Here is a 26,235-nt window from a genome sequence, read left to right as displayed (position 1 = left end):
AACTTATTTATAATTAGTATAGAAAGTAGGCGCGAAAGATAACAAAAATAACGGCTCAGGGCACGTTAAGAAAGCGTATTATTCCGAATTATCGCCCCGAACAATCATATTCTGAGGCATAAAACGTTGTAGAATTCCGGAGTTCAGGCTCTGGCAGACGCTGCCTGACACACTTACTCAGCCCTTTTGCTACAGGATAACTGGCAACGATGAACCTGGTTCAGAACCTGATCAAAAAAGCTTTCTCAACCACAAATATTAATGAAGCAGCCAGTTTTTTAGCCAGTGCCTGTAATCGCATGAAGTTAAAGAACAAAGAACAGATCCTGTATGAGGTGAGTACTGCACTGGTCAGCGTTGATTTAGCCAGAATCCGTAATAGCGCACCGTCAAATTCCCTTTATCAAGACTCGCCAGAAACGCTACAGCGTTTACGCATAGCGGAAGCACATGCTGCCAGCCTGTCAGCACAACTGCGTGAAGAACGACAAAAGAATAAACAATCGCCCACACAACGTCATGAGTCGCCAGAATCCAGTGATTCATTACGCAAATTTGAAACCCAAGTCGCAGAGCTGAAAAGAGCACTGAATATTAGCCAGGAAATGCACCTGAAAGAATCAGCCCTGGTACGCAGTGTCATGCAACGGGAAATCGATAAGTTAAAGAGCCACTTCACTCGCCATAAAATCACCGCCCAGGCAAAAGCCAACGCCCATACTCAGGAAAAAGGTGAGTTTCTTCAGCGTCTGGCTGCCGCTGATACACTGATCAAAACGCAACATGAGGCGCGCCTTCGTGCTGAGGCCGAAGTTGTTATACTTTATGAAAAACTGCAACAATTACAGACAGTCTTTCTCTCCGATTCAGAGCAAAACGCAGGCTTACATGCCAGGCTTGCTAAAACCATTGATGAGCTGTCAACCACCCGTAATATGCTGAGTTCTCATATTGAAAAGTGGCAATTTAATAAATAACGTCACGAAGCATCGCCGTCATAAACAGCATATAACTCTGCGATTTAAACTGAATTGCAGCATGAGTAACCAGTAAAATAATAAAAAGCACGTTTGCACCATGACTTTACCAGCGTTATGGTTAGCCTCTTTCAAAGTATTCTGTAGACAATACGTTATGACGTTTTCTCTTTTCGGCGACAAATTTACCCGCCATTCAGGCATCACACGCCTGATGGAAGATCTCAATGATGGTTTACGCACTCCAGGCGCTATCATGCTTGGGGGGGGGAACCCCGCGCAAATTCCCGCAATGAATGACTACTTCAAAAAGTTGCTTTCAGATATGCAGGATAACGGCAAACTCCTTGATACTCTGTGTAATTACGACGGACCACAAGGCAAAAGTGAGCTACTTACAGCACTCGCCGACCTGCTGAAGGATGAATTAGGCTGGGATATTGAGCCGCAGAATATTGCACTGACAAATGGCAGTCAGAGCGCGTTTTTCTACTTATTCAATCTGTTTGCCGGGCGTCGGCAAAATGGCATGACCAAAAAGGTTCTCTTCCCGTTAACACCGGAATACATTGGTTATGCAGATGCCGGGCTGGAAGAAGATCTGTTCGTTTCTACCCGCCCGAATATAGAGTTACTGCCAGACGGGCAATTTAAATACCATGTCGACTTTGAGCATCTGCATATTGGCGAAGATACCGGCATGATTTGTGTATCACGTCCGACTAACCCTACGGGCAATGTGATTACCGATGAAGAGCTCATGAAGCTGGATGCCATGGCGAATGAACATGGTATTCCTTTAGTTATTGATAATGCTTATGGCGTTCCATTCCCGGGGATCATCTTTAGCGAAGCTCGCCCGCTATGGAATCCTAATATTATCCTGTGCATGAGTTTGTCCAAACTGGGGCTGCCTGGTAGCCGGTGCGGTATTATCATTGCCAATGACAAAATCATTTCGGCAGTCAGTAACATGAACGGAATCATTAGTTTGTCACCTGGTGGCGTAGGGCCAGCTATAGCCTGTGAAATGATTAAGCGTAATGATCTGCTCAGACTGTCAGAGACCGTGATTAAACCTTTCTATCTGCAGCGAGTTAAGGAGACTATCTCCACTATTCGTCGCTATTTATCACCGGATCGTTGCCTGATTCATAAACCTGAAGGAGCCATTTTCCTTTGGTTATGGTTTAAAGACCTGCCGATCACCACTGAACTACTCTACCAGCGGTTAAAAAAACGTGGCGTACTGATGGTACCAGGGCATTACTTTTTTCCTGGCCTTGAGAAACCCTGGCCTCACACTCACCAATGTATGCGTATGAACTACGTGCCAGAACCCGAAAAAATCGAAGCCGGTGTAAAAATTCTGGCAGAAGAAGTCGATCGGGCCTGGGCTGAGGCTCGCTAACATTTCCCGTGGCAAAGAGGGAGCCCTCTTTGCCATCGCTATCAACGCTCCCCAAGTTTCCCTTTCTCGGTAACAAATATATTATAAGCGACATTTCGCCATGAAATGGGCCCTTCACCAATGAAATATAATATATCCATAGCTAACACCTTTAGATAAATGAAAATTTTATTATCTATTTTTGCTATTCAACTTTATCATCTCACAATTATCTTAACGCATTCAGAACATGTTCCCAGAGGAATAAAAACCAATTTTACATCTATATTCAATAGGTTAAAAAGATATCCACTGACAACCATCAGTCACGAATAAATGTGATTTAAAAAGCTTACAGGAAATACTGTAGATATGAATTACACTTGATACGCAGTCATACAGCTTTTCATCATACTGATACAAAACAGTAACTTTTTAATTAACGTGCTTTTTTATATCAGTATGAACACTGAATTTATCTAAGGAATAATATTTCTACTTTTATAAAATTTAACGAAGGATTATCCATGGCTACATCATCAGTGTTATATATTCCTTTTCTCATTGCTCTTGTGCTTGGCACATATTCTGCCGCCGCTAATGCCGCCGATCATACTCTAAAGCTTGCCATTGGTGATGAGCCCACTGAAGGTTTTGACCCGATGCTTGGCTGGAGTCATGGCAGTTATCTGCTCCTTCATAGCCCGCTGTTAAAACAGAATGCCGACTTGAGCTGGAACAGTTTTTTACTCAGTAACTATCAGTCGAGTGATGATGGTAAAACCTGGACTCTGACCCTCAAACCTGGCCTTAAATTCTCTGATGGAACCCCCCTGACAGCAAAGGATGTGGTATTCACCTACAATAATGCTGCAGCCAGTGGCGGCAAGGTGGATATGGGGAACTTCTTAAGTGCAGAAGAAGTTAATCCACAAACGATACGCATTCAGCTCAAAGCACCACAAAGTACATTCATTAACGTCCTTGGGTCGTTAGGCATTGTGTCAAAAGAGAAGTACAACGCAAAAACCTATGCTCAAAAACCGATCGGTGCCGGCCCCTATCGATTAGTCAGTTTCCAGCCAGGGCAGCAAATGATTGTCGAAGCGAATCCCTATTACGCCGGCAATAAAAATGACTTCAATAAACTGATTTTTGTTTTCCTGGATGAAGACAGTGCCTATGCCGCTGCAAAAAGTAAGCAACTGGATGTTGTGCGTATTCCACCATCAATAGCGGCAGATCCTGCCAGCGAAATGCGGCTGTGGGTAAGACCCAGTGTCGAGAACCGTGGCATAGCCTTCCCGACAGTTCCTGCCGGTAAAAAAGACGCACAGGGCAACCCTGTGGGTAACGATGTGACATCCGATATCGCCATTCGTAAAGCCATTAACTATGCAATCAATCGTCAGTTACTGGCGGAGCAAATTATGGAAGGGCACGCTATCCCGGCCTATACCGGGGTGCAGGGCACTCCATGGGATAATAGTGAGGCTAAAATCAAAGATGGCGATACTGAAAAAGCCAGACAGATCCTTGAGCAGGCTGGCTGGACACTTAATAGCCAGGGGATCAGAGAAAAAAACGGCCTGCCAGCCAAAATAACCCTGTGGTATGCCAGTGGGGATACCACCCGGCGTGACTTAGCTGAAGCGGTGCGATCCATGCTTAAACCAATAGGGATTGATGTTGATTTAAAATCCGGTAGCTGGGAAACCGTAGAGCGTAATATGCATGCCAACCCCACGCTGTTTGGCTGGGGTAGCCTTGACCCGATGGAACTCTATCACCACTACAGTAGCCATACTGCAGGGGTTGGCTATTACAACACGGGCTATTACAAGAACAGTGAAGTCGACAAGCACCTTCAGCAGGCATTAGACGCCCCAAGCTGGCAACAGGCGATCCCTTACTGGCAGCAAGTAGACTGGGACGGTAAAAATGGTGCCGGTATTCGCGGTGATGCTGCCTGGGCATGGTTGTTGAATATACAGCATACTTACCTGGTTAATGCTTGTGTTGATTTAGGCAAAGCAGCGCCGGAAATTCACGGCTCATGGTCTGCACTAAATAATCTTGATAGCTGGAAATGGACTTGTCAGTAATGCGTTCAGTGCCGGTATTTTTCCTGCGCTTAATTTGCCTGTTGCTGGTCACGGCCGCGGGCACGTTTGTTCTTCTCAGCTTTTCCCCCGTTGACCCAATTCGTGCTTATATTGGCAGCGAGTTGCTCCATGTTCCCCCGGAACAATACCCGCTAATTGCAGCACGCTGGGGACTTGACCTTCCCCTGTGGCAACGTTTTCTGCATTGGTTTATACAAATGATTCAAGGGGATTTAGGGTACTCCATGCTCTACAACGCCCCTGTGGGACAGGTGATTGGTGAGCGTTTTGCCACCTCTTTTGCCTTACTGCTTTCTGCGTGGTGTTTTTCAGGGGTGTTAGGGCTAAGTATGGGCTTAACTGCCGGGCGCTATCTTAACCGCTGGCCAGACCGTCTGATTTCCAGTTTTTCTTATTTGCTGGCTTCTCTACCCACATTCTGGATAGGCCTGCTATTGCTGTCCCTCTTTGCTGTCAAACTGAACTGGGCCCCTATTTGCTGTGCGTGGACCCCTGGCAGTGATTCGGAAACGGCGACATGGGGCGATAAACTGCATCACCTCATTTTACCTTGTGTGGCTCTGGGGCTACTCGGTGTCGGAAATATTGCGCTCCATACTCGCGCCAAGGTCGCTGAGGTGATGAATAGCGAGTTTATTCGTTATGCCCTGGCACAGGGGGATAAAGGCTGGTCTTTGATTCGGTTTCATATTCTACGCCACGCGATTACTCCGGCACTTTGTTTACAATTCGCCTCTTTGGGGGAACTGCTCGGCGGTTCCTTGCTGGCGGAAAAAGTATTTGCCTACCCAGGACTCGGGCAGGCAACGATTGATGCAGGTCTGCACGGGGATATTCCGCTGCTTATGGGTATCGTGATGTTTTGTGCCATTTTAGTATTCTGTGGTAATAGTATCGCTAATACGCTATTGCACCGTCTGAACAGGGGGCTGCGCGGCCAATCATGACTTATAACCCTAATCAGGCACTATTCCGACTCGTGGTGTCATTCCTGTTGTTATCCAGCCTGGCTGTCTATGGGGTTTCTATTTATCACCTCGATATCCCCATGGAGTTAATGGCAAGACGGCAACCCCCTTCCGGTATTTATTGGTTTGGTACTGATAGTCTGGGTCGTGACCTGTGGCTGCGCTGTTTTCAGGGGCTCACCACCAGCTTGCAGATTGGTCTGATAGCGGCGTTTACCAGCGGTGTATTATCATTGCTTGCCGCTGCATTATGCTCGGTAAATAACACCATGGATTATCTCATTCGTGGTCTGATAGACAGTATGCTGGCGTTACCTCATTTACTCTTACTGGTATTAATCTGCTTTACCTTAGGTGGAGGAAAGCAAGGGGTCATTCTGGCGGTTGCCTTCACACACTGGCCGAAATTAGCACTGATTTTACGGGCAGAAATATTACGTATCCGTGAGACGGACTATGTAAAACTTTCTCACCGCCTGGGTAACAGTAATTTCTATCGCTGGCGTCATCATTTACTACCATTAATATTACCGCAATGGATTGTCGGCACACTGTTAATGTTCCCCCATGCGGTCTTGCACAGCGCGGCACTCAGTTTTCTGGGCTTTGGTTTATCGCCCCATGAAGCGTCACTGGGTATCTTGCTTGCTGATGCTTTACGTTACTTGAGCAGCGGTGCATGGTGGCTGGCATTTTTCCCGGGCCTTATTCTGGTTGGGTTAGTGCTTATCTTTGACCAACTTGCCCGGGCGATTCAACAGCTTTGGTTAAGGGTGTCATGATGCTGACATTTTCAAATTTCTCTCTTGATGTTGCCCACTATCGTTGGCTTGGTCGCAAGACCTGGCACCCACTGTTGAGCAATATCTCTTTAGACGTTCATCCCGGTGAGCTGGTTGCCCTGGTTGGCGGCAGTGGCGAAGGCAAGAGCCTGTTACTGCAAAGCGTACTCGGTTTGATCCCAGACAATATGCGTTGTCGTGGCGAGATTATCCTTGACGGGAAAACACTGGATAGTCAGGAAAAAATCGAAAATCGTGGTAAATCTGTTTGCTATGTTCCACAAGGTGTCAGTGCGTTAAATCCCCTGATTAAAGTAGGCTCACAAATCACGCGGGCCGCACAGCTGAGTGGCGTTGAATTGCGCCTGAAGGATGTGGCGATGCAGTTGCAAACGTACAGTCTTGCACCAGGCTTAATTTATGATTTCCCTCGGCAGCTATCAGGGGGGATGGCGAAGCGGGTACTGGCAAGCTGCGCGACACTTACACATGCACGTTATATTTTAGCGGATGAGGTGACGTCCTGGCTGGATGATGAGCATGCCTGCCAGTTACTGACGCATCTGCGTGCTTTTTGTCAGCAAGGGCGAGCCATTTTATGGGTGACTCATGATCTTGCGCTGGCAGCACGCTTCGCCGACAAAATTGCGGTATTACACAACGGCGAATTATGTGAAACATTACGGGCAGAAGAGCTAAAAAATCATGGTGGAAGTGAGTGGTTGCAATCATTATGGGCCGCATTACCCGAGCAAAAATTCGTCAGCCAACCCATTTCACAGCAAGAGATGACTGATCATGCTGAGTATCGATGATTTATCGATAACCCAGGGCGGCAAGCAGCTTTGGGAGGACGTGTCATTCACCCTTAGCCCTGGCGAGCGGTTAGGTATTTCTGCACCGAGTGGGTTTGGCAAAACCACCCTGGGGCGCGTTATCGCGCAATGGCAAGCCCCTACCAGTGGCCGGGTACTAATTGATGGTGTACCACCTGTGAATACAGGTTACTGCCCGATTCAATTGGTTCCTCAGCATCCAGAACTCAGCTTTAACCCCTATCGTACCACCGGTGATAGTTTACATGATGCCTGGAGGCCTGATGCACAATGGCTTGACCAAATGGCCGTCAATCCGGACTGGTTAAAACGCAGGCCGGGAGAGTTATCCGGGGGGGAACTCGCCCGCATAGCCCTGTTACGGGCATTAGACCCAAGAACTCGTTATTTAATTACTGATGAAGTTACCGCCCAGCTGGATGCCCATATTCAGGCAAAAATCTGGCAGGTACTGCTGACGGAGACCGAACGTCGGCCACTGGGACTCATTGTTTTCAGTCATAACAAAGCATTACTGGAAAGAGTTTGTTCCCGTATATGGGTCCCTAGCAGAAAATCTAAATCGCAGCATGGCGATGGTAGCTCAACACCGCCAACGAATAAGGCTATCTCTTTTTAACGGGTAGACCCGGTATTACCGGGGTTTTTATAAGGTGATGATTCACTATTGTGATTGTCGTTATTTTTCACTTTATTAACACAATACAGGAGGGCTCATGCAGCTCACCCCTAGAGAAGTTGAAAAACTCATGATTTACACGCTGTCTGACGTGGCATTCAAACGTAAAGCGCGTGGCCTGAAGCTCAATTATCCGGAAGCTGTTTCAATCATTACTGTGACAGCAATGGAAGGTGCTCGTGATGGTAAAACGGTAGAAGATGTAATGAAGGAAGCCAGTAAAGTTCTGACCAAGGACGATGTTATGGAAGGCGTTGCTGACCTTATTCCTAATGTTCAGGTAGAAGCGATTTTTACCGATGGTAGCCGTCTGGTCACAGTACACGACCCTATCAAGTAACGGTAAGTTGCGTGCGAGCATAACCTAAACTGAATATTACAGAGGATTAAAGCATGAGCGCGAAGAAAAACATTAATACCGAAGAAAATACCCCAATCGGTGGCTTAATTTTAGCCGACACCCCCATTACGTTTAATGAGACCAGACCTTCCATTAAAGTGAAAGTCCGTAACACAGGCGATCGCCCTATTCAGGTCGGCTCTCATTTCCATTTCTTTGAAGCTAACCGCGCACTGGAATTTGACCGTGCAGCCGCTTATGGCAAACGCCTTAATATTTCATCGACCACAGCGATTCGTTTTGAGCCAGGTGATGAAACTGAAGTTTCACTGATTCCTTTCGGTGGCAAGCAAACACTCTATGGTTTCAACAATCTGGTCGATGGCTGGGCGGGTGACGGCATTGTTCCTGGAAATCAGCGTCCGGATAAACTGCAGGCTATTCGCCTCGCCGAAGCACGTGGTTTTAAATCGCCCAAGAAGTAATGCTGCAGTTATTACTATCGACATTCAATGACGTGTAGCCCATTTAACGTTACGCGTACCGGAAAAAGGAAGGAATGAAAGATGCCTCAAATTTCTCGGCAAGAATATGCGGGTCTGTTTGGCCCAACAACAGGTGACAAAATTCGCCTTGGTGATACCAACCTGTTTATTGAAATTGAAAAAGATTTACGTGTTTATGGTGAAGAATCTGTCTATGGTGGCGGTAAATCACTGCGCGACGGTATGGGTGCCAACAACAATCTGACCCGGGATAATGGTGTTCTGGACTTGGTTATCACCAACGTGACCATCCTTGATGCACGCCTGGGAGTGATTAAAGCTGACGTCGGTATCCGTGGTGGCAATATTGTCGGTATCGGTAAAAGTGGTAACCCGGATGTGATGGATGGCGTCACCCCTGGATTAGTGGTCGGTGTCAGTACGGATGCTATTTCTGGGGAACACCTCATTCTGACGGCTGCCGGTATTGATAGCCACATTCACCTGATTTCTCCACAACAAGCCTATCATGCTCTTTCCAACGGGGTAGCCACCTTCTTTGGCGGCGGGATTGGACCAACAGATGGTACCAATGGGACCACCGTAACCCCCGGGCCGTGGAATATCCGTCAGATGTTACGCTCGGCTGAAGGCCTGCCAGTTAATATTGGCCTGCTCGGTAAAGGTAACTCATTCGGTCGTCAGCCTTTGCTTGAACAAGCTATTGCCGGGGTTGTCGGTTATAAAGTACACGAAGACTGGGGCGCAACAGCAAATGCCCTGCGTCACTCCCTGCGCATGGCTGACGAAATGGATATTCAGGTTTCGGTTCATACCGATAGTCTGAACGAGTGTGGCTATGTTGAAGATACCATTGACGCCTTCGAGGGTCGTACTATCCATACCTTCCACACCGAAGGTGCTGGTGGTGGTCACGCCCCTGATATTATTCGTGTTGCTGGTCAGTCTAACGTTCTGCCAAGCTCAACCAACCCAACGCTACCGTACGGCATTAACAGCCAGGCGGAACTGTTCGACATGATCATGGTGTGTCACAACCTGAACCCGAATGTTCCTGCTGACGTTTCCTTCGCGGAAAGCCGGGTTCGTCCCGAAACTATCGCAGCAGAAAACGTACTGCACGATATGGGCGTTATCTCCATGTTCTCCAGCGACTCTCAAGCCATGGGCCGTGTAGGGGAAAACTGGTTACGTGTGATGCAGACAGCCAATGCCATGAAGGCTGCTCGGGGTAAATTGCCCGAAGATGCGCCAGGCAACGATAACTTCCGCGTGCTGCGTTATGTCGCCAAAATTACGATTAACCCAGCGATTGCACAAGGCGTTAGCCATGTTATCGGTTCGGTTGAAGTCGGTAAAATGGCGGACTTGGTACTGTGGGATCCACGCTTCTTCGGTGCGAAACCTAAAATGGTGATTAAAGGCGGCATGATTAACTGGGCTGCCATGGGGGATCCTAACGCATCCCTGCCAACGCCACAGCCTGTTTTCTATCGCCCAATGTTTGGGGCAATGGGTAAGACGCTGCAAGACACCTGCGTCACTTTCGTCTCTCAGGCTGCATTCGATGATGACGTGAAAGAGAAATCTGGCCTTGATCGTCAAGTAGTTGCAGTCAAAAACTGCCGTACCATTTCTAAACAGGATCTGGTCCGCAATGACAAAACACCGCACATTGAAGTCGATCCAGAAACCTTTGCGGTGAAAGTCGATGGTGTCCATGCCACATGCGATCCTATTGATACCGCCTCAATGAACCAGCGCTACTTCTTTGGTTAACAGGCCAATCTGGATGTAAAAAACGTTCAGTTTGCCCGTAGTCGCAAGGGTTATCACTCAGGGAAAGTTGCTGCAAAGGAATGCACCAAACGTCAAGCAATATGGATTTTTACAGCCGGGGCAACTGACTGGCTGAAAAATACAGCTAAGGAATCACGACATGATTTTGATCGAAGATATTCTGGGAAACTTCAAAAAAGATCCCGCCTGGCAGGATAAACTTAAAGATGCCACACTTGATTTGTTAGTGCTTGATCAACGGGAGGCACAAAAAAGTCGCTGCCGTAAACTGAGTACCCAAGGTGTTGATTTAGGCATTTCCCTCGACAGACACGTCATACTGGCAGATGGCGATGTACTGACATGGGATGAGCAAAATAATACCGCTATCGTTGTGCAAATTAACCTGCGTGATGTGATGGTCATTGACCTCAGTGAGCTCAAGAATCGTTCCCAGGATGAATTGATTAAAACCGCTTTTGAGCTGGGCCATGCACTGGGTAATCAACACTGGAAAGCTGTCACCAAAAATAACAATGTTTATGTCCCGCTGACCGTCGCGACCACCATGATGGAATCCGTCATGAGAACTCATGGTTTCCAGCATCTCCCTTTCCATTTTGTTAAAGGTCAGGAGATTCTGCCCCTATTGAGTAATTCAGAAGCGCGTTTGCTGTTTGGCGGTGCTGAAGATACTGACACACATGTTCACGTGGCCAGCCCCCTGGATGCACCTCATGCGGGTAGTGCAATACATTCCCATGGCCATCATCATCACAGTCATGGCCATAGCCATAGCCATAGCCATAGCCACGATCATAATCACAGCCATGACCACGACGATCATAAACACTGATTGCTTTCAGGAGGCACGACTATGAATGCATCAGATCTCATTCGTATCATGCAATTTGGTGATTCTGTTCTGCCAGTCGGTGCTTTTACCTTCTCAAATGGTGTGGAATCAGCCATTCAGGCCGGCATCATTCATGATGTTCCGACACTAAAAGGCTTCGTTCTGACTGCGCTGAAACAAGCAGCCAGCTGTGATGGTATGGGCGTTGTGGTGGCTCACCGGGCAGTGATGGCCGATGACAAAGAGACCCTCTTCCGGGCTGACTGGGCGGTCAATAATCGCAAACTAAACGAAGAGAGCCGCCTGATGGCGACCCGTATGGGTAAGAAACTGGCTGAGATGTCCATACGTGTTGTGGAGCATCCCTTGATTGAGTGGTGGTTACAGGAGATAAAAGCAGGTAATGCTGCCGGAACCTATCCAGTAACCCAAGCACTGGTCATGGCGGTACAAGGTATTCCAGAACGTGAAGTGGTGGTCATGCATCAGTACGGGGTGGCCATGACCATGCTCAGTGCAGCAATGCGCCTGATGCGGGTAACCCACTTCGAGACCCAGCATATTATGTTCGAACTGAGCAAAGACATTGAGACCTTCTGTGATATTGCCGAAACAGCCGATATCAACCAGATGTCCTCTTATGTGCCAATTGTGGATATTTTAGCCGCAATGCATGTACAGGCACATGTTCGTCTCTTTAGTAACTGACTTAGCCATAACGTAATTCGCTCTTGAACAATTGATTTGCGTACCGGAGCCCATGAGCCCGGTACCATCTAAAATTAAATAAAAATGAAGAGGTACAGACCGTGAATAGCCATGCAACCGATAAACGCAAAAAAATTACCCGCATTGGTATTGGTGGCCCGGTAGGTTCAGGTAAAACCGCCATCATCGAAGTAATTACTCCGATTCTTATTCGCCGTGGGCTAAAGCCCCTGATCATTACCAATGATATTGTGACTACCGAAGATGCCAAGCAGGTCAAACGTACACTGAAGGGCATTCTCGATGAGGATAAAATCCGTGGTGTAGAAACGGGGGCCTGCCCACACACTGCGGTACGTGAAGATCCCAGCATGAATATTGCTGCAGTGGAAGAGATGGAAGAACTCTACCCGGATAGTGATTTGATTATGATTGAAAGCGGTGGCGATAACCTGACTCTGACATTCAGCCCGGCCCTGGCTGATTTCTATATCTATGTTATTGATGTGGCCGAAGGGGAAAAAATCCCGCGGAAGAACGGTCCGGGACTGGTTCAAGCCGATATTCTAATCATCAATAAGATTGACCTCGCTCCTTATGTTGGTGCCAGTCTTGATGTGATGGAAAGTGATACCAAAGTCGTGCGTGGGAACCGTCCATACATCCTGACTAACTGTAAAACCGGACAGGGTGTTGAAGAACTGGTAGATATGATCATGCGCGACTTCTTATTTACTCATGTTGAGACACAAGGAGAGCCTGCATGATACGACAGAGCCAGAACATCGCGGAAACACCTTCCCGAGTTCGTGCTCATGCGTTGGGGGTTGACGCACCAGAACTCGCAAGTTATCAGGATGAACCAGCACAAATGCCCAGTGGCAGCATTGGGAAAAGTGGCTACCTGAAGCTCAGGTTTGCCAAGCGTGAACGTCGTAGTATTTTGGCCGAAATGGAACGGCGAGTACCTTCTATGGTGCAAAAAGCACTGTACTGGGACGAAGAAATGCCTGAGTTACCCTGTGTGACAATGATTTCGACCTCAGGGTGCATATTACAAGGTGACCGTCTGGCAACAGACGTGATTGTGGAAGCAGGGGCTTGCGCCCATGTCACAACACAATCCGCCACCAAAGTTCATATGATGAACGCGAATTATGCCACTCAGATACAGCATTTTATTGTGGAGGAAGGGGGTTACCTGGAATTCATGCCAGACCCACTAATTCCACATCGTGACTCGCGTTTTATCACTGACACACTTATCGATATTCACCCCAGTGCAACGGCGCTGTACTCAGAGATTTTGATGTCCGGAAGGAAGTACCACCATCAAGATGAACGCTTTGGTTTTGACATTTATTCCTCACGTATTGTGGCTCAAACCCCACAAGGCAAAGAGTTATTTGTCGAAAAGTATATTCTTGAACCCAAAGTAGAAAGCCTTGATGCCGTCGGGGTCATGCAGACCTTTGATACTTTCGGCAACGTTATCTTACTGACGCCAAAGGAGCACCACGAACGAATTGTCACCCGCGTTCCGGCCAAGTTTGATATGGAAAACCACATTGCCAGTGGCGTCACCAAGTTACCAAACGATTGTGGCCTGATTTTTAAAGCATTAGGTGTCGATAGCGGTGGTGTCAGAGATGAAATCCGGCACTTCTGGAAGGTAGCACGCGAAGAAATCCTCGGTGTCACCCTGCCAGAAAAATTCTTGTGGCAGTACTAGAAAACGTGCATTTATCGTCGTTGCAGCAGAATACCGCTGCAACATATTGCAGTAATGGCCAATCCGTAACGCTGACACGGATGTTCTATGTTTTAAGGGCAAAATAATGACTGCGAAAACAAGCAAACAATCTGCATGGTCACAACGTTGTGCATCCAATATCTTCATTGAATATATTGATGTAACACTTCGTGGCTGCGCGCAAGTTATGTTTCAGAACAACCCATTAACCGGGCTATTCTTCTTCGCTGCAGTATTTGTTGGTGCCTACGGGGAAGGTAACCCCGCAGCTGCCTGGGGTTGTGTACTGGGAACAGTAGTAGCCACGCTGACTGGTGCTTTAATGCCAGATAAAGAATCCTGGAAAGTTGGACTGTTTGGATATAATGGTTGTCTGGTAGGTGTTGCACTACCGACCTTCCTTGAGCCCAATGCCGCACTCTGGGGTTGTATCGTACTGGGCAGCATCGTTTCGGTCATCGTTCTTATCTGTATTGCCGATATCCTTAAAGTCTGGAAAGTCGCCGCGCTGACAGCCCCTTTCGTTCTGGTTTCCTGGATTATCTTCCTGGCCAGTTATGATTTCAGTGCATTACATAATATAGGGTTACCTGCACCAGCACTTCCCCAGCCGATTGTGGTGCATGAAATAGCCGGTAATGACTTCGTGGTCAGGACATTCAATGGCATCTCTGAAGTGTTTTTATTCAGTAGCCTCATTGCCGGTATTTTGTTTGTTATCGGGCTTGCTATTGAGTCCGTCTGGGCGGCCGCCTTTGCGGTCGGCGGCGCTATTCTGGCACTTCTGACCGCGATGGCGTTGGGAGCAAACCCATCAAATATCGATGCCGGGCTTTATTCGTTCAGTGCCGTATTAACTGCCATCGCTTTAGGTTCAACCTTTAATAAACCTAGCAGCCGCGTGGTTCTGTATACCATTGTGGGCGTTATTTTTACGGTTATTGTTCAGTCCGCCCTCGGTATACTCCTGTCGCCTGTCGGTATTCCAACACTGACCATGCCGTTTGTTATTGCATCATGGCTGTTCCTGGTACCGAATAAAGATGTGATGCCAGAGCACAGGCAATAAAAATGTAAAAACCGGAGGTTTATAAGTTGTTCCCATAATCCTCCGGTGAGTAACTTATATTTAAATGAAAATCACTATCGCCATTGCATAAAGTGAATAATTTTCATTATTTCATCAGTGAGTAAACGAAAAAGTACAACGAGGAATCCCGGAGAGTGATTCGGTAACCCCGGGGAAAACAGCATGGTAATATCCGAAGTTGTTATAGTTCAGCGTCTGCAATTGTACGCTTCATAAAGGGTGAGTAGCTACATCGTTATTTCTCAATAACTTTTACTCATAATGAATGATAACAAGCAATAACCAGGTTAAATACATATGGAAAATAAACTTCTTCTTCTTCAAAGCTTAGACATACCAAATACAGCATTCATGCTGATTTGTGCGAGTCTTGTCATGCTGATGACGCCAGGGCTCGCTTTCTTCTATGGTGGCCTGGTTCCACGTAAAAGCATTCTGAACATGATGTTTCAGAGCTTTTGCTCAATGGGATGGGTGGCTATTTTGTGGTTTGCTGTTGGCTACTCACTCTCCTTTGGCCCGACAATAAATGGTATCGTTGGTGACCCGTTCTATTATGCCTTTTTGGATAATATCGGCCCAAATACCATGTACACCGGTAATAGTGGCGGTATTCCTCTGTTGGTTCATTTCATCTATCAAATGATGTTTGCCATCATTACTCCAGCACTGATTACGGGCGCATTTGCCAACCGCGTTAACTTTTCGGCTTACCTTATCTTCCTGACATTATGGACACTGCTGGTCTACTGCCCGTTTGTGCATATGGTCTGGAGCCCGGATGGTATCTTCTACAAATGGGGTGTGGTTGACTTTGCCGGAGGGATTGTGGTCCATGCCACCGCTGGTTTCGCTGCGTTAGCTTCCGCATTGTATGTGGGCAAACGTATGATCAAATCGGATGGCACACACAATATCCCTTATATTGCCCTGGGTGCTGGCCTGTTGTGGTTCGGCTGGTTTGGTTTCAACGCTGGCTCTGAACTGCGTGTAAATACCGTTACCGTGTCTGCTTTTGTTACCACCCATACAGCTGCCGCATTCGCCGGTGTTGCCTGGTTGATTATTGAGAAAATACATACGGGTCGCCCAAAACTGGTCGGTTTTCTGACTGGCTCAGTGGCCGGTTTAGCCACTATTACCCCAGCCTCTGGCTATGTTTCGGTGCAGTCAGCAGCACTGATCGGGATTATCGCCGCCTGTGTTTGTTACTTCGCCGTTATTCTCGTCAGAAGACATCTTGATGACGCACTGGACGTATTTGGTGTCCACGGTGTCGGAGGGGTAACCGGTTCGATTATCCTCGGTATATTCTGTTCAACCATCTGGAACCCAGCAGGGCCTGAAGGATTACTGTCAGGTGGTGGGTTCACTCAGATCTTTAAACAAATTGTCGCCGTGGCGTTTACTTCTATCTGGTCATTTGTATTCACACTGCTTATTTTGTGGCTAATCAACAAATTCACCCCGGTCAGAGTTGACCAAAGTAAAATAGGTGAAGACCTCGATTCAGGTATGTTTGGTGAGCGTGCTTACAGTGAAGATAAGTAATTAGCTTTTTCCTTACTGTATGGGGCCGGAGAGGGTGCAGTATCTCTCCGGCAACAAACGAAAATGCTCATGATGTCTTATATCCACTTACCAATACCAGTGGTTACACGGCTCTCCCTGGCCCAATTAACCTCCTCCAACAAACGCATCAAAAAAACAAATAATGCCTACAAATCAGTTTGTTGCCTGGAGGCATCCCAGAATGGATGCAGATTCACAATGTGTAAGACAGGCTTGAATGTTTTTTATTTTTTATCTGTATTACTATACAGATAAACCATCTTGATAAAGAAGGTATCATGTCGCCTACTACTGCAATAAAAATAATCAGATCAAAGATAACCATTCCCTTGTTTCTGGCTGTTTTAGTCGCAATCAATGGCAGCTTTTTTCTTGTTCCGGTTATAAGAAACATAATCAATCATCTGCCCAGTATAAGGCATGATTTTACTTCCTGGAAAGATACCCTAAGCTTCCTTAACTATTTTGAAATTCCACATCTTTTCATTGGGTTATTTATGATATTTATGGCAATCATATTGCCAACCAGGAACAGAGTGGCATGGTTTTTCACTGTTATACTGCTCTTTACTATTATCATTCTGGATATTGTCATCATCCATGAGAATAGCCATAAAATAGCTTATTCCTCGGTTGTTCTTCTGGCTATGATCTATTACTGGCGTCAGTTTTACTATCATAGCCTTGCCAGCGGTACTTACTTCGCGACAATCAGTATCTCCTGGCTCATTGTTTATAGTATGTTGGGCACCCTCTATTTAGGTGACCAGTTCTCGCCACATGTCACTGATTTACAAACTGCTTTTTACTTTGCTATTGTCTGTATGTCTACCGTCGGTTTTGGCGATATCATTCCACATAGCACCGAAGCACGCATGTTCACATTAACGGTGATCGTATCTGGTATTACTGTTTTTGCTGCATCCATTTCCTCTATTGCTGGACCAATGATCAGCAATAATGTTAAGCGAATAGTTAAAGGCAGGGTTTATAACATGGACAGAAAGAATCACTATATTATTGTTGGGGCGAACCCTTTATCTGTAACTGTCTATAATTCACTGCGTTCACGCGGGGATGATGTGACTGTCGTGTGCAGCCCAAATGTGCCACATAATTATCCAGCTAAAACTGACATCGTGGAAGGGGATCCTTCCGCAACTGCTACCTTGTTACTGGCCGGGGCGGATAAAGCAAAAAGTATTATTGCATTATCAACAAACGACTCTGACAATGCTTTTATTATTCTTGCCGCAAAAGAAGTAGCCGGGGAAGATACTAAAACTCTGGCGCTCGTCAATGACACATTAAATATAAAAAAAATGAAACGCGTTAATCCGGATATGGTGTTTTCGCTTCCCTTACTCGGTAGTGAACTACTGGTCAGAACGCTGGATGGGGAAACGATTAATAATGAACTGGTGACTCAATTGTTTTTTGGTCACGAAAATAAATCATAACTATGATGGCGTAGCCATTTAATCCCTTCATTGAAAGTAACCTGTTCGGAGGATAAAACATCGAGCAGGTTACTTTTAACCCTTCTTTAAATTAACAATACCAATACGTTATAAATAATAAGGCTACAAAAATGAATGTACGGCAAAAACCAGAATCAAGTATGAAACTGCCGTTTTATTTTTTACTTGCTTTTATAGGTGGGTTTGTTGATGCCTGCTCTTTTGTTCTTTTTGAAGCATTCACCGGTCACTTAACCGGTAACAGTGTATTAAGTATGATTTATGTGGCGCAAAAAGACTGGGCTCTATTATTACTCTCTGTCATTTCCATTTTCGGATTTGTTCTGGGCACGCTGACTGGAACATTTACACGCATGAAAAGCCCATCTCTGGTACGTGAACCCTATATTGTCACACTCGTTTTTCTGTTGTTTTCAATCGTTTTCCTGCTCCATTTTTTTATTCCAGAACTTTATTCAATGAACTTGGCTATTTTTATAATAAGTTTATCAATGGGTATTCAAAATGGATATTTTAATAAGGCCGGTGATGTCAGCGTACACTCAACCTACGTTACCGGAATGACAACATCGTGTATCGGTGCGTTTTTAAAGAACACCCCGGAAGACAACAGTAAAAAAGTATTATTAGCCGCTGTTTTATCATTTATTTTTGGTGCATTGGCTGGCGGTTTTTTATCAGTTAACTACCATTTTGCGGGGTTTTCTGTTGTACTGATACTACTTGCTATAGCAATTATTTATAGTATTCGTCGGCATCAATAGATAATAGCCAAGTCTGTTGATAAGATTATACCGAATTTACAGTTTGATGACGTACAGATGTCATCGGGGGAAGATTTACTGGCAACCCAGAGTTGACGGTGCTGGTAAGGCGATAATGCTTAGTTTTATAACGATTGTTACCGCATTTATGCACAACAAATATAACCTCATCATCAATACGGCATTGATAAACATTTTCAAGACTGTTTAATTTACTATAATGAACTCACTGATCATGCGGCGTGAAAGCACGACAGCCGCTTTACGTTAACGGAGACGATGAAATGAGCTATACCCTGCCATCCCTGCCTTACGCTTATGACGCACTGGAACCACATTTCGACAAAGAAACCATGGAAATCCACCATAGCAAACACCATCAGGCTTATGTTAACAACGCCAATGCTGCGCTGGAATCACTGCCAGAATTTGCAAGCCTGCCTGTAGAAGAGCTGATCACCAAGCTGGATCAACTCCCTGCTGATAAAAAAACCCCGCTGCGTAACAACGCCGGTGGCCATGCAAACCATAGCTTCTTCTGGAAAGGCCTGAAAAAAGGGACTGAACTGAAAGGTGAATTGAAAGCCGCAATCGAGCGTGACTTCGGCAGCGTGGATGCTTTCAAAACAGAATTCGAGAAAGCAGCAGCAACCCGTTTTGGTTCTGGCTGGGCATGGCTGGTACTGAAAGGTGATAAACTGGCTGTGGTTTCTACGGCTAACCAGGACAGCCCACTGATGGGTGAGGCTATTTCTGGTGCATCAGGCTTCCCTATCATTGGTCTGGATGTCTGGGAGCACGCATACTACCTGAAATTCCAAAACCGTCGTCCTGACTACGCTAAAGAGTTCTGGAACGTGGTTAACTGGGACGAAGCAGCTGCACGTTTCGCCGCTAAAAAATAAAGTTGCATTATTGCCTCAGAGAAGCGAGCCTGACAGCTCGCTTTTTTTATATATGTTGTCTCCGCAAAACCAGAGAGCCACCCTATGCACCCTTATTCACTTCAGGTTTATGCAGGTAAAATTCGTCATTACCCCGGTAGTCGCCCCAGTGCTATTGCTAAAGTACAACAAGAAGGTGAGCTACTCCTGACCTATGCAGGGCTCGAAGGTGATGAACAGGCAGAGCAGGGTTTCCATGGTGGCCCTGACAGAGCGCTCTGCCATTACCCACGAGAACACTACCAGCATTGGGCACAATGCTTCCCTGAACAGGCCGACAGCTTTAATGCCCCTGCCTTTGGTGAAAACTTCTCAACTGAAGGGCTGACAGAGCACAATGTCTACATGGGGGATATCTTCCGCTGGGGCCATACCTTGATTCAAGTGACTCAACCACGTTCTCCTTGCTTTAAACTCAATTTCCATTTTGGCATTAATGATATGTCAGAGCGTATGCAAGAATCAGGTTACTGTGGCTGGCTATATCGGGTTATTGCCGGGGGCAGTGTATCCAGCGACGCCCCATTAGAGCTCGTTTCACGCCTTAGCGACATTACTGTAGCAGAAGCGATTGCCATTGCCTGGCATATGCCGTTTGATGATTCCCAGTATCATCGCTTATTGTCTGCCCCTGGCTTGTCAGTTAGCTGGAGCCGCACGATGCAACAACGTCGTATCACAAGAAAAATAGAAGATAATTCGCGGCGGTTATGGGGAAAATAGGTAGGGATATGGCGGGAACTGAGCTCCCGCCAGGGGAAATGGCATTACTCTTTAGGATCTTTACCCGCCAGTAATTTATCCAGCTCATCACCACCCACATGGCGAAAATCCTGCCCCTTCACGAAATAGAAGATAAATTCGCAGATATTCTGACAACGATCACCAATACGTTCGATAGACCGCGCACAAAAGAGTGCAGTCAGGATACTGGGGATGGTACGGGGATCTTCCATCATATAGGTCATCAGCTGACGGACAATACCTTCATACTCCTGATCGACTTTCTTATCTTCGCGATAAATCCGTATCGCTTCATCCAGGTCCATACGAGCAAAAGCATCCAGTACATCGTGCAGCATTTGGATCGTATGACGCCCCAGGGACTCGAGGCTGACCAAAAAAGGTTGGTGCTGCCGGGAGAATTTTTCCAGTGCGGTACGACAAATTTTATCAGCAACATCACCAATACGCTCAAGCTCTGAGATCGTTTTAATGATAGCAATAACCAGACGCAAATCACTGGCCGTTGGTTGACGTTTAGCAATGATGCGTATGCAAGCCTCGTCAATGGCCACTTCCATCATGTTGACCTTCTGATCACCAGCAATAACCTGCTGGGCCAGATCACGATCTTGATTGTGCATCGCGGTGATGGCATCAGAAAGCTGTTGTTCAACCAGCCCTCCCATGGTCATCACCTGGGTACGAATAGATTCCAACTCGGCATTAAACTGGCCGGAAATATGTTTGTTAAGATTGAGATTATCCATTGCATTCTCCTGCATCAACCATAGCGGCCAGTAATATAATCTTCGGTTTGTTTCTTGGCGGGGGTCGTAAACAGCGTGTCTGTTTTGCTAAATTCAATCAACTCACCAAGATACATAAATGCAGTATGATCTGAACAACGTGCTGCCTGCTGCATATTGTGGGTCACTATCACCACGGTATAGTCCTGCTTCAGCTCCGTAATCAGTTCTTCGATACGCCCGGTTGAGATGGGGTCAAGCGCTGAACAGGGTTCATCAAGCAGTAAGACTTCCGGGCGAATCGCCACACCACGTGCAATACACAGGCGCTGTTGCTGGCCACCAGACAAGCCATAACCACTCTGGTGCAACTTATCTTTGGTTTCATTCCACAGGGCGGCTTTAGTCAGTGCCCACTGCACGCGCTCATCCATATCAGTACGCGACAATTTTTCAAACAGACGTACACCAAAAGCGATATTGTCATAAATGGACATAGGGAATGGCGTCGGTTTTTGGAAGACCATCCCAACTTTGGCACGTAACAGGGCGATATCCTGTTTCTGTGTCAGAATGTTTTCACCATCCAGCAAAATCTCCCCTTCAGCACGCTGCTCCGGATAAAGGGAGTACATCTTGTTAAAGGTGCGTAACAGGGTGGATTTACCACAACCAGAAGGCCCGATAAACGCGGTCACCTGATTTTTGGCTATATCCAGATTGATGTTTTTCAGAGCGTGGAACTTACCGTAGTAGAAGTTCAAATCACGGACCTGAATTTTGCTCTGCGCTAAATCAACCTTACTCATTTGTCTCTTCATCTCCGTGCGGCACCAATAGACGCGCCGTAAAAATTAACCGTGTTTACGCTTCGCGAAAATCACACGCGCCAGAATGTTTAGCAACAACACACAGAAGGTAATAATCAGTACCCCTGCCCAGGCCAGCTGTTGCCATTCGGCAAATGGGCTCATGGCAAATTTGAATATCGTTACGGGTAAGTTAGCGATGGGCTGCATCATGTCCGTACTCCAGAACTGGTTGGAGAGGGAGGTAAACAGCAATGGTGCCGTTTCACCTGCAATACGAGCGATGGCTAACAAGATACCGGTAATAATGCCTGAAATAGATGCCTTCAATGTAATAGCTGAAATCATTTTCCACTTCGGCGTGCCCAGCGCATAAGCCGCTTCTCGCAGGCTATCCGGTACCAACTTCATCATGTTTTCAGTGGTACGAATAACGATAGGAATTTGCAGCAATGCCAGTGCAATGACCCCGGCCCAACCAGAAAAGTGTCCCATCTTTAACACGACTATCGTATAAACAAACAAGCCCACAACGATAGACGGTGCTGACAGCAAAATATCGTTAATGAAGCGAATGACTTCAGCAAGTGCTGATTTACGCCCATACTCGGCTAAGTAAATACCCGCCATAATGCCCAGGGGGGTTCCTACGACCGTGGCCCACAAAATTAGCAGCCCACTACCGACAATGGCGTTGGCAAGACCACCGCCTTCCGTATTCGGCGGTGGCGTCATTTCAGTAAACAATGACAGGGACATGCCATCAATACCGCGCGTCACAGTAGAGAAAAGTATCCAGACTAACCAAAACAGCCCAAAAGCCATGGTTAACATCGACAGCATGAGCGCCATTTTGTTAATCAGGCTACGGCGTGCCTGCATTTTACGACGGCTTTCTATCAGCAGTGCGGTACTCCGCGCATCTGTCATGCTCATGAGCGGGCTCCTTCATTCTTGGCCAGACGCATGATCATAAACTTCGATATAGCCAATACAATAAATGTAATCACAAACAGAATCAGACCCAGCTCCATCAGTGCCGCGGTATGCAGGCCCGATTCCGCTTCCGCAAATTCGTTAGCCAGTGCAGAGGTGATACTGTTGCCCGGCATATACAAAGATAGGCTGTCCAGCTGATAGGTGTTACCAATAACGAAAGTTACAGCCATGGTTTCACCCAAGGCACGACCCAGCCCTAACATCACCCCACCGATCACCCCATTTTTGGTGAACGGTAAGACTATGCGCCAGATAACTTCCCACGTCGTGCAGCCAATTCCGTAGGCTGACTCTTTCATCATCACAGGTGTTTGTTCAAATACATCGCGCATGACTGAGGCAATGTAGGGAATAATCATAATGGCGAGGATAACGCCTGCGGCCAGAATACCGATGCCAAATGCCGGGCCAGAAAATAATACGCCGATAAAAGGAATAGCAGACAGGACATTGCCAACCGGGATCTGGAAGTAAGTCGCGAAAAGTGGTGCAAAAATAAACAGCCCCCACATACCATAAACAATACTGGGAATCGCGGCCAATAGTTCAATGGCAATACCCAGCGGACGTCTTAACCAGCCAGGTGCCAGTTCTGTCAGGAACAGGGCAATCCCAAAGCTTACCGGTACTGCAATCAACAGGGCAATAAACGAGGTAACCAGCGTTCCGTAAATAGGAACTAAAGCACCATAGATATTATTCGGTGCATCCCATTCCTTGGTCCAAAGAAAGGAAAAACCGAATTTTTGAATACTTGGCCATGAGGAAATTATCAGAGAGATAATTATCCCGCCCAGCAGAAATAGCACAATCAGCGCAGCCAGTTTTACCAGTGCACTGAAGATGATGTCGCCCTGTTTACCTGGCGCTTTGAATGTTGGCTTGGTCACTGCCATAGCGTACTCTTTATCGTGGCTGAATTAACCGGGATAACATATACCGTTATCCCGGATTTTTACAATCAGTACAGCGCTTTGCCTGAGCTGTCTTTAATATTCGTCTTCCATGCAGCACGAATCTGCTGAACGACTGACTCAGGAAGAGTCGCATAATCAAGAGCATTCGCTTCTTTCGCACCGTCTTTATAAGCCCAGTCGAAGAATTTCAGCACTTCAACACCTTGCTCTGGTTTGCTCTGCTCTTTATGAAGCAGAATAAAGGTAGTTGAGGTGATTGGCCATGCATCCTGACCTTTTTGGTTAGTCAGATCCTGGGCAAAAGACTTGCTCCAGTCAGCACCTTTTGCGGCATTAGCAAAGCTTGTTTCAGTTGGGTTAACTGGCTTACCATCGGCAGAAACCAGTTTGGTGTAGGCGAGGTTGTTTTGCTTAGCATAAGCATATTCAACATAGCCAATTGAACCTGGCAGACGCTGAACGAAAGCTGCGATACCGTCGTTACCCTTGCCACCCAGACCCGTTGGCCAGTTTACTGTTGAGCCTGCACCAATTTTTTCTTTCCACTCAGGGTTCACTTTAGCCAGATAGCTTGTGAACACGAAAGAGGTACCAGAACCATCAGCACGACGTACAACAGCAATGTCTTGATCAGGTAGTTTATGGCCTGGGTTTAATTTAGCAATCGCCGGGTCATTCCACTTCTTGATATTACCAAGATAGATGTCACCCAGAGTTTTACCATCCAGAACCAACTCGCCAGACTTAAGGCCAGGCAAGTTAACAGCCAGAACCACACCACCGATCACGGTAGGGAACTGGAACAGACCATCTTCCTTTAACTTTTCATCTGACAGTGGAGCATCAGAAGCGCCGAAATCAACGGTGTTAGCAATAATTTGCTTCACGCCACCAGAAGAACCAATTCCCTGGTAGTTCACTTTATTACCAGTCGTCTTTTGGTAGGTATCAGCCCATTTGGCATACACTGGCGCAGGGAATGTTGCACCTGCACCGGTCAGGCTTGCAGCGGCAAATGCTGCGGTAGAGCTCATGGCCAGCGCCGCGGTAACAACCGTTGCGACAGTAGTACGGATAACGTTCATAATGTCTCCTGCCAGATGTTCGTAAGATATTGTTAAGTTGAATACAGGGTAAAAAGTAGGACAGTTCAGTGACAAATATATGTACGTTTTATGACAGTTTTATGACTCACGGAAATAAAATATAAATCCCCATCGCAAAGCAAGGTTAATACTTTAAAAATCAAATTGTTACTTTGAATTTAAGTGGGGGAAGTGCTGAATAGTTTTATCTGGAAGTAAAGAAAGAGAGGCGTGCTGTTGCTCACCAGGATACCGTCTGACTAACAGGTAACGAACAGCACAAAAGCCATCGCCATCAGCGTAAGTCGTACACAGTATTATATTGATACAGATGCAAAAACGATAGCCACCGTGGTTCACTTCAGTGGCTATCATCAAGCATAAAATTAGAAATTAAAATCCACCATCATCTTATACTCTGTTGAAATAGCCTTTCCATTTTTTACCCAGGAACCACTTTGCTTCATATCGGCGCCGGTCACTTCACCGGATAATGTGAATCGACGGGTAACAGGATAATTAGCAGAAAGCTTTATAAATTTATAGCGCGTGCTCTGGAAAGTTTCTGACTCATCATTTCGTGCGTTGAACTTACTGTAGTGGCCATACCCACCACTAAACGTTGTGGATAACTGACCCCAGTTGTGCCAAATCCCTGCAGAGGTTGTCCACTCTTTATTTTTGATATCTCCCCACTGGTCGCGCTCAAGCCTTCCAGAAGAAAAGAGATTTCTGAACCAAACCCCGGTTGTATTGTTAATGATGTACTGGGCCCCCGGTTCAATCTGGAATGAATTTACATCCCGGTCATTCTGGCTCGCGCCACTGCGCCGATGATCGGTCTGCTGATAAACATAACCAAACAGAGAAGCCCGTTCCGTCAATTGCAGGTCAGCAAATAGTTTTAAACGTGCCTGCCAACGGTCATCTAATGACACACTGCCACCCATGACATCCCAGCCATAGCGCAATTGTTTATAGAACGATTCGTAGCCCAGAATAACTTGAGTCCACTGATCCTGGCTAATATAGGTTTGGCTTTCCCAGCTACCGTCATAGTTTGTCTTTCGCCCACTGGAAAAAGCCAGATACCAGTCAGGCAACGCATCCGTACGCATAACGCCCTGGACAAAGGTAAAGGTATCAGAGCCATCATGGCGATCGCTATGCTTCCAGTTATTGTCTGTAATGGCATACTTAACTTTCAAAACCCCATGAATTTTTCCACCATTAGGGTTGGAGGAACGAGCAGACGTCCACATCACACTCTCATCAAGATATGACCAGGGATCGACAGCAACAACATTACCCGCAGTATCTTTAACAATGCTCATACTCGCTACTGCAATACCAGGAGAGAGTAATAAAGTCATAAAAGCGGAAGCGATATACTTTTTCATAA

At 46.5% G+C, this 26,235-nt stretch carries 25 protein-coding genes and 1 pseudogene; 20 read left to right on the top strand and 6 right to left on the bottom strand.

Features of this window, described 5'->3' with window-relative positions; genetic code table 11:
• The first annotated feature begins 209 nt into the window (after positions 1 to 209).
• The 20 genes and pseudogenes from JK154_RS06790 (at position 210) to yiiM (ending at position 20,274) form a co-directional block, all read left to right on the top strand.
• Positions 210 to 977, top strand: coding sequence for a hypothetical protein (locus JK154_RS06790; RefSeq protein ID WP_211991766.1), 768 nt, complete (start codon positions 210 to 212; stop codon positions 975 to 977).
• A 157-nt stretch (positions 978 to 1,134) separates the two neighbouring features.
• Positions 1,135 to 2,388 carry a valine--pyruvate transaminase gene (gene avtA, locus JK154_RS06785; RefSeq protein WP_211991765.1) on the top strand — a complete coding sequence of 418 codons (1,254 nt, stop codon included), beginning with the start codon at positions 1,135 to 1,137 and terminating at the stop codon, positions 2,386 to 2,388.
• 506 nt (positions 2,389 to 2,894) lie between these two features.
• The gene (locus tag JK154_RS06780; RefSeq protein WP_211991764.1) at positions 2,895 to 4,472 is read left to right on the top strand and encodes an ABC transporter substrate-binding protein; all 1,578 of its coding nucleotides are present in this window, start codon (positions 2,895 to 2,897) and stop codon (positions 4,470 to 4,472) included.
• Positions 4,472 to 5,440: an ABC transporter permease gene (locus JK154_RS06775; protein WP_211991977.1), complete on the top strand. Its 969-nt coding sequence runs from the start codon at positions 4,472 to 4,474 to the stop codon at positions 5,438 to 5,440. The genes JK154_RS06780 and JK154_RS06775 overlap by 1 nt, the downstream gene beginning before the upstream one ends.
• Positions 5,437 to 6,243: an ABC transporter permease gene (locus JK154_RS06770; RefSeq protein WP_211991763.1), complete on the top strand. Its 807-nt coding sequence runs from the start codon at positions 5,437 to 5,439 to the stop codon at positions 6,241 to 6,243. Before JK154_RS06775 ends, JK154_RS06770 begins: the two co-directional genes overlap by 4 nt.
• Positions 6,243 to 7,058, top strand: coding sequence for an ATP-binding cassette domain-containing protein (locus JK154_RS06765; protein WP_211991976.1), 816 nt, complete (start codon positions 6,243 to 6,245; stop codon positions 7,056 to 7,058). Before JK154_RS06770 ends, JK154_RS06765 begins: the two co-directional genes overlap by 1 nt.
• Positions 7,042 to 7,698, top strand: a complete 657-nt coding sequence (locus JK154_RS06760) for an ATP-binding cassette domain-containing protein (RefSeq protein WP_211991762.1) — start codon at positions 7,042 to 7,044, stop codon at positions 7,696 to 7,698. Before JK154_RS06765 ends, JK154_RS06760 begins: the two co-directional genes overlap by 17 nt.
• Positions 7,699 to 7,795: 97 nt before the next feature.
• Positions 7,796 to 8,098 (top strand): urease subunit gamma, encoded by a 303-nt coding sequence (locus JK154_RS06755; protein WP_211991761.1) that lies wholly within the window; start codon positions 7,796 to 7,798, stop codon positions 8,096 to 8,098.
• Positions 8,099 to 8,151: 53 nt separating this feature from the next.
• The gene (gene ureB, locus JK154_RS06750; protein ID WP_211991760.1) at positions 8,152 to 8,583 is read left to right on the top strand and encodes an urease subunit beta; all 432 of its coding nucleotides are present in this window, start codon (positions 8,152 to 8,154) and stop codon (positions 8,581 to 8,583) included.
• A gap of 81 nt (positions 8,584 to 8,664) precedes the next feature.
• The gene (locus tag JK154_RS06745; protein WP_211991759.1) at positions 8,665 to 10,383 is read left to right on the top strand and encodes an urease subunit alpha; all 1,719 of its coding nucleotides are present in this window, start codon (positions 8,665 to 8,667) and stop codon (positions 10,381 to 10,383) included.
• A 160-nt stretch (positions 10,384 to 10,543) separates the two neighbouring features.
• Positions 10,544 to 11,239, top strand: coding sequence for an urease accessory protein UreE (ureE, locus tag JK154_RS06740; protein ID WP_211991758.1), 696 nt, complete (start codon positions 10,544 to 10,546; stop codon positions 11,237 to 11,239).
• A gap of 21 nt (positions 11,240 to 11,260) precedes the next feature.
• The gene (locus JK154_RS06735; protein WP_211991757.1) at positions 11,261 to 11,947 is read left to right on the top strand and encodes an urease accessory protein UreF; all 687 of its coding nucleotides are present in this window, start codon (positions 11,261 to 11,263) and stop codon (positions 11,945 to 11,947) included.
• 98 nt (positions 11,948 to 12,045) lie between these two features.
• Positions 12,046 to 12,714: pseudogene (ureG, locus tag JK154_RS06730) on the top strand (urease accessory protein UreG); the annotation flags it as partial.
• Positions 12,711 to 13,679: an urease accessory protein UreD gene (locus JK154_RS06725; protein ID WP_211991755.1), complete on the top strand. Its 969-nt coding sequence runs from the start codon at positions 12,711 to 12,713 to the stop codon at positions 13,677 to 13,679. The pseudogene ureG and the gene JK154_RS06725, both read left to right, overlap by 4 nt.
• 106 nt (positions 13,680 to 13,785) lie before the next feature.
• Positions 13,786 to 14,769 (top strand): urea transporter, encoded by a 984-nt coding sequence (gene yut, locus JK154_RS06720; RefSeq protein WP_211991754.1) that lies wholly within the window; start codon positions 13,786 to 13,788, stop codon positions 14,767 to 14,769.
• Between the two features lie 318 nt (positions 14,770 to 15,087).
• Positions 15,088 to 16,341, top strand: a complete 1,254-nt coding sequence (locus JK154_RS06715; RefSeq protein WP_211991753.1) for an ammonium transporter — start codon at positions 15,088 to 15,090, stop codon at positions 16,339 to 16,341.
• Between the two features lie 299 nt (positions 16,342 to 16,640).
• Positions 16,641 to 17,822: a voltage-gated potassium channel protein gene (gene kch / locus JK154_RS06710; RefSeq protein WP_211991752.1), complete on the top strand. Its 1,182-nt coding sequence runs from the start codon at positions 16,641 to 16,643 to the stop codon at positions 17,820 to 17,822.
• A gap of 131 nt (positions 17,823 to 17,953) precedes the next feature.
• Positions 17,954 to 18,607 (top strand): YoaK family protein, encoded by a 654-nt coding sequence (locus JK154_RS06705; protein ID WP_211991751.1) that lies wholly within the window; start codon positions 17,954 to 17,956, stop codon positions 18,605 to 18,607.
• A 284-nt stretch (positions 18,608 to 18,891) separates the two neighbouring features.
• Positions 18,892 to 19,512 (top strand): superoxide dismutase [Mn], encoded by a 621-nt coding sequence (gene sodA, locus JK154_RS06700; RefSeq protein ID WP_211991750.1) that lies wholly within the window; start codon positions 18,892 to 18,894, stop codon positions 19,510 to 19,512.
• A gap of 84 nt (positions 19,513 to 19,596) precedes the next feature.
• On the top strand, positions 19,597 to 20,274 hold the full coding sequence (gene yiiM, locus JK154_RS06695) for a 6-hydroxyaminopurine reductase (RefSeq protein ID WP_211991749.1): 678 nt from the start codon (positions 19,597 to 19,599) through the stop codon (positions 20,272 to 20,274).
• Positions 20,275 to 20,318: 44 nt separating this feature from the next.
• Here the strand turns inward: yiiM and phoU are convergent, their stop codons facing one another.
• The 6 genes from phoU to JK154_RS06665 form a co-directional block, all read right to left on the bottom strand.
• Positions 20,319 to 21,044: a phosphate signaling complex protein PhoU gene (gene phoU, locus JK154_RS06690; protein WP_211991748.1), complete on the bottom strand. Its 726-nt coding sequence runs from the start codon at positions 21,042 to 21,044 to the stop codon at positions 20,319 to 20,321.
• 14 nt (positions 21,045 to 21,058) lie between these two features.
• Positions 21,059 to 21,832 (bottom strand): phosphate ABC transporter ATP-binding protein PstB, encoded by a 774-nt coding sequence (gene pstB, locus JK154_RS06685; RefSeq protein WP_211991747.1) that lies wholly within the window; start codon positions 21,830 to 21,832, stop codon positions 21,059 to 21,061.
• A gap of 45 nt (positions 21,833 to 21,877) precedes the next feature.
• On the bottom strand, positions 21,878 to 22,768 hold the full coding sequence (gene pstA, locus JK154_RS06680) for a phosphate ABC transporter permease PstA (RefSeq protein ID WP_211991746.1): 891 nt from the start codon (positions 22,766 to 22,768) through the stop codon (positions 21,878 to 21,880).
• Positions 22,765 to 23,727 carry a phosphate ABC transporter permease PstC gene (gene pstC / locus JK154_RS06675; protein WP_211991745.1) on the bottom strand — a complete coding sequence of 321 codons (963 nt, stop codon included), beginning with the start codon at positions 23,725 to 23,727 and terminating at the stop codon, positions 22,765 to 22,767. The genes pstA and pstC overlap by 4 nt, the downstream gene beginning before the upstream one ends.
• A 65-nt stretch (positions 23,728 to 23,792) precedes the next feature.
• Positions 23,793 to 24,833, bottom strand: coding sequence for a phosphate ABC transporter substrate-binding protein PstS (gene pstS / locus JK154_RS06670; protein ID WP_211991744.1), 1,041 nt, complete (start codon positions 24,831 to 24,833; stop codon positions 23,793 to 23,795).
• A gap of 386 nt (positions 24,834 to 25,219) precedes the next feature.
• Positions 25,220 to 26,233: an OmpG porin family protein gene (locus tag JK154_RS06665; protein WP_211991743.1), complete on the bottom strand. Its 1,014-nt coding sequence runs from the start codon at positions 26,231 to 26,233 to the stop codon at positions 25,220 to 25,222.
• Between the last annotated feature and the right edge of the window lie 2 nt (positions 26,234 to 26,235).

The organism is Citrobacter sp. JGM124, assembly GCF_018257795.1.
GTDB lineage: Bacteria > Pseudomonadota > Gammaproteobacteria > Enterobacterales > Enterobacteriaceae > JGM124.
Note: the sequence above shows the minus strand (reverse complement) of the source record. Positions and strands in the feature narration are given on the sequence as shown.

Excerpts from the sequence above, each read along its gene's own strand:
- JK154_RS06790 (WP_211991766.1), top strand. The coding sequence starts at position 210 with ATGAACCTGGTTCAGAACCTGATCAAAAAAGCTTTCTCAACCACAAAT.
- avtA (WP_211991765.1), top strand. The coding sequence starts at position 1,135 with ATGACGTTTTCTCTTTTCGGCGACAAATTTACCCGCCATTCAGGCATC.
- JK154_RS06780 (WP_211991764.1), top strand. The coding sequence starts at position 2,895 with ATGGCTACATCATCAGTGTTATATATTCCTTTTCTCATTGCTCTTGTG.
- JK154_RS06775 (WP_211991977.1), top strand. The coding sequence starts at position 4,472 with ATGCGTTCAGTGCCGGTATTTTTCCTGCGCTTAATTTGCCTGTTGCTG.
- JK154_RS06770 (WP_211991763.1), top strand. The coding sequence starts at position 5,437 with ATGACTTATAACCCTAATCAGGCACTATTCCGACTCGTGGTGTCATTC.
- JK154_RS06765 (WP_211991976.1), top strand. The coding sequence starts at position 6,243 with ATGCTGACATTTTCAAATTTCTCTCTTGATGTTGCCCACTATCGTTGG.
- JK154_RS06760 (WP_211991762.1), top strand. The coding sequence starts at position 7,042 with ATGCTGAGTATCGATGATTTATCGATAACCCAGGGCGGCAAGCAGCTT.
- JK154_RS06755 (WP_211991761.1), top strand. The coding sequence starts at position 7,796 with ATGCAGCTCACCCCTAGAGAAGTTGAAAAACTCATGATTTACACGCTG.
- ureB (WP_211991760.1), top strand. The coding sequence starts at position 8,152 with ATGAGCGCGAAGAAAAACATTAATACCGAAGAAAATACCCCAATCGGT.
- JK154_RS06745 (WP_211991759.1), top strand. The coding sequence starts at position 8,665 with ATGCCTCAAATTTCTCGGCAAGAATATGCGGGTCTGTTTGGCCCAACA.
- ureE (WP_211991758.1), top strand. The coding sequence starts at position 10,544 with ATGATTTTGATCGAAGATATTCTGGGAAACTTCAAAAAAGATCCCGCC.
- JK154_RS06735 (WP_211991757.1), top strand. The coding sequence starts at position 11,261 with ATGAATGCATCAGATCTCATTCGTATCATGCAATTTGGTGATTCTGTT.
- JK154_RS06725 (WP_211991755.1), top strand. The coding sequence starts at position 12,711 with ATGATACGACAGAGCCAGAACATCGCGGAAACACCTTCCCGAGTTCGT.
- yut (WP_211991754.1), top strand. The coding sequence starts at position 13,786 with ATGACTGCGAAAACAAGCAAACAATCTGCATGGTCACAACGTTGTGCA.
- JK154_RS06715 (WP_211991753.1), top strand. The coding sequence starts at position 15,088 with ATGGAAAATAAACTTCTTCTTCTTCAAAGCTTAGACATACCAAATACA.
- kch (WP_211991752.1), top strand. The coding sequence starts at position 16,641 with ATGTCGCCTACTACTGCAATAAAAATAATCAGATCAAAGATAACCATT.
- JK154_RS06705 (WP_211991751.1), top strand. The coding sequence starts at position 17,954 with ATGAATGTACGGCAAAAACCAGAATCAAGTATGAAACTGCCGTTTTAT.
- sodA (WP_211991750.1), top strand. The coding sequence starts at position 18,892 with ATGAGCTATACCCTGCCATCCCTGCCTTACGCTTATGACGCACTGGAA.
- yiiM (WP_211991749.1), top strand. The coding sequence starts at position 19,597 with ATGCACCCTTATTCACTTCAGGTTTATGCAGGTAAAATTCGTCATTAC.
- phoU (WP_211991748.1), bottom strand. The coding sequence starts at position 21,044 with ATGGATAATCTCAATCTTAACAAACATATTTCCGGCCAGTTTAATGCC.
- pstB (WP_211991747.1), bottom strand. The coding sequence starts at position 21,832 with ATGAGTAAGGTTGATTTAGCGCAGAGCAAAATTCAGGTCCGTGATTTG.
- pstA (WP_211991746.1), bottom strand. The coding sequence starts at position 22,768 with ATGAGCATGACAGATGCGCGGAGTACCGCACTGCTGATAGAAAGCCGT.
- pstC (WP_211991745.1), bottom strand. The coding sequence starts at position 23,727 with ATGGCAGTGACCAAGCCAACATTCAAAGCGCCAGGTAAACAGGGCGAC.
- pstS (WP_211991744.1), bottom strand. The coding sequence starts at position 24,833 with ATGAACGTTATCCGTACTACTGTCGCAACGGTTGTTACCGCGGCGCTG.
- JK154_RS06665 (WP_211991743.1), bottom strand. The coding sequence starts at position 26,233 with ATGAAAAAGTATATCGCTTCCGCTTTTATGACTTTATTACTCTCTCCT.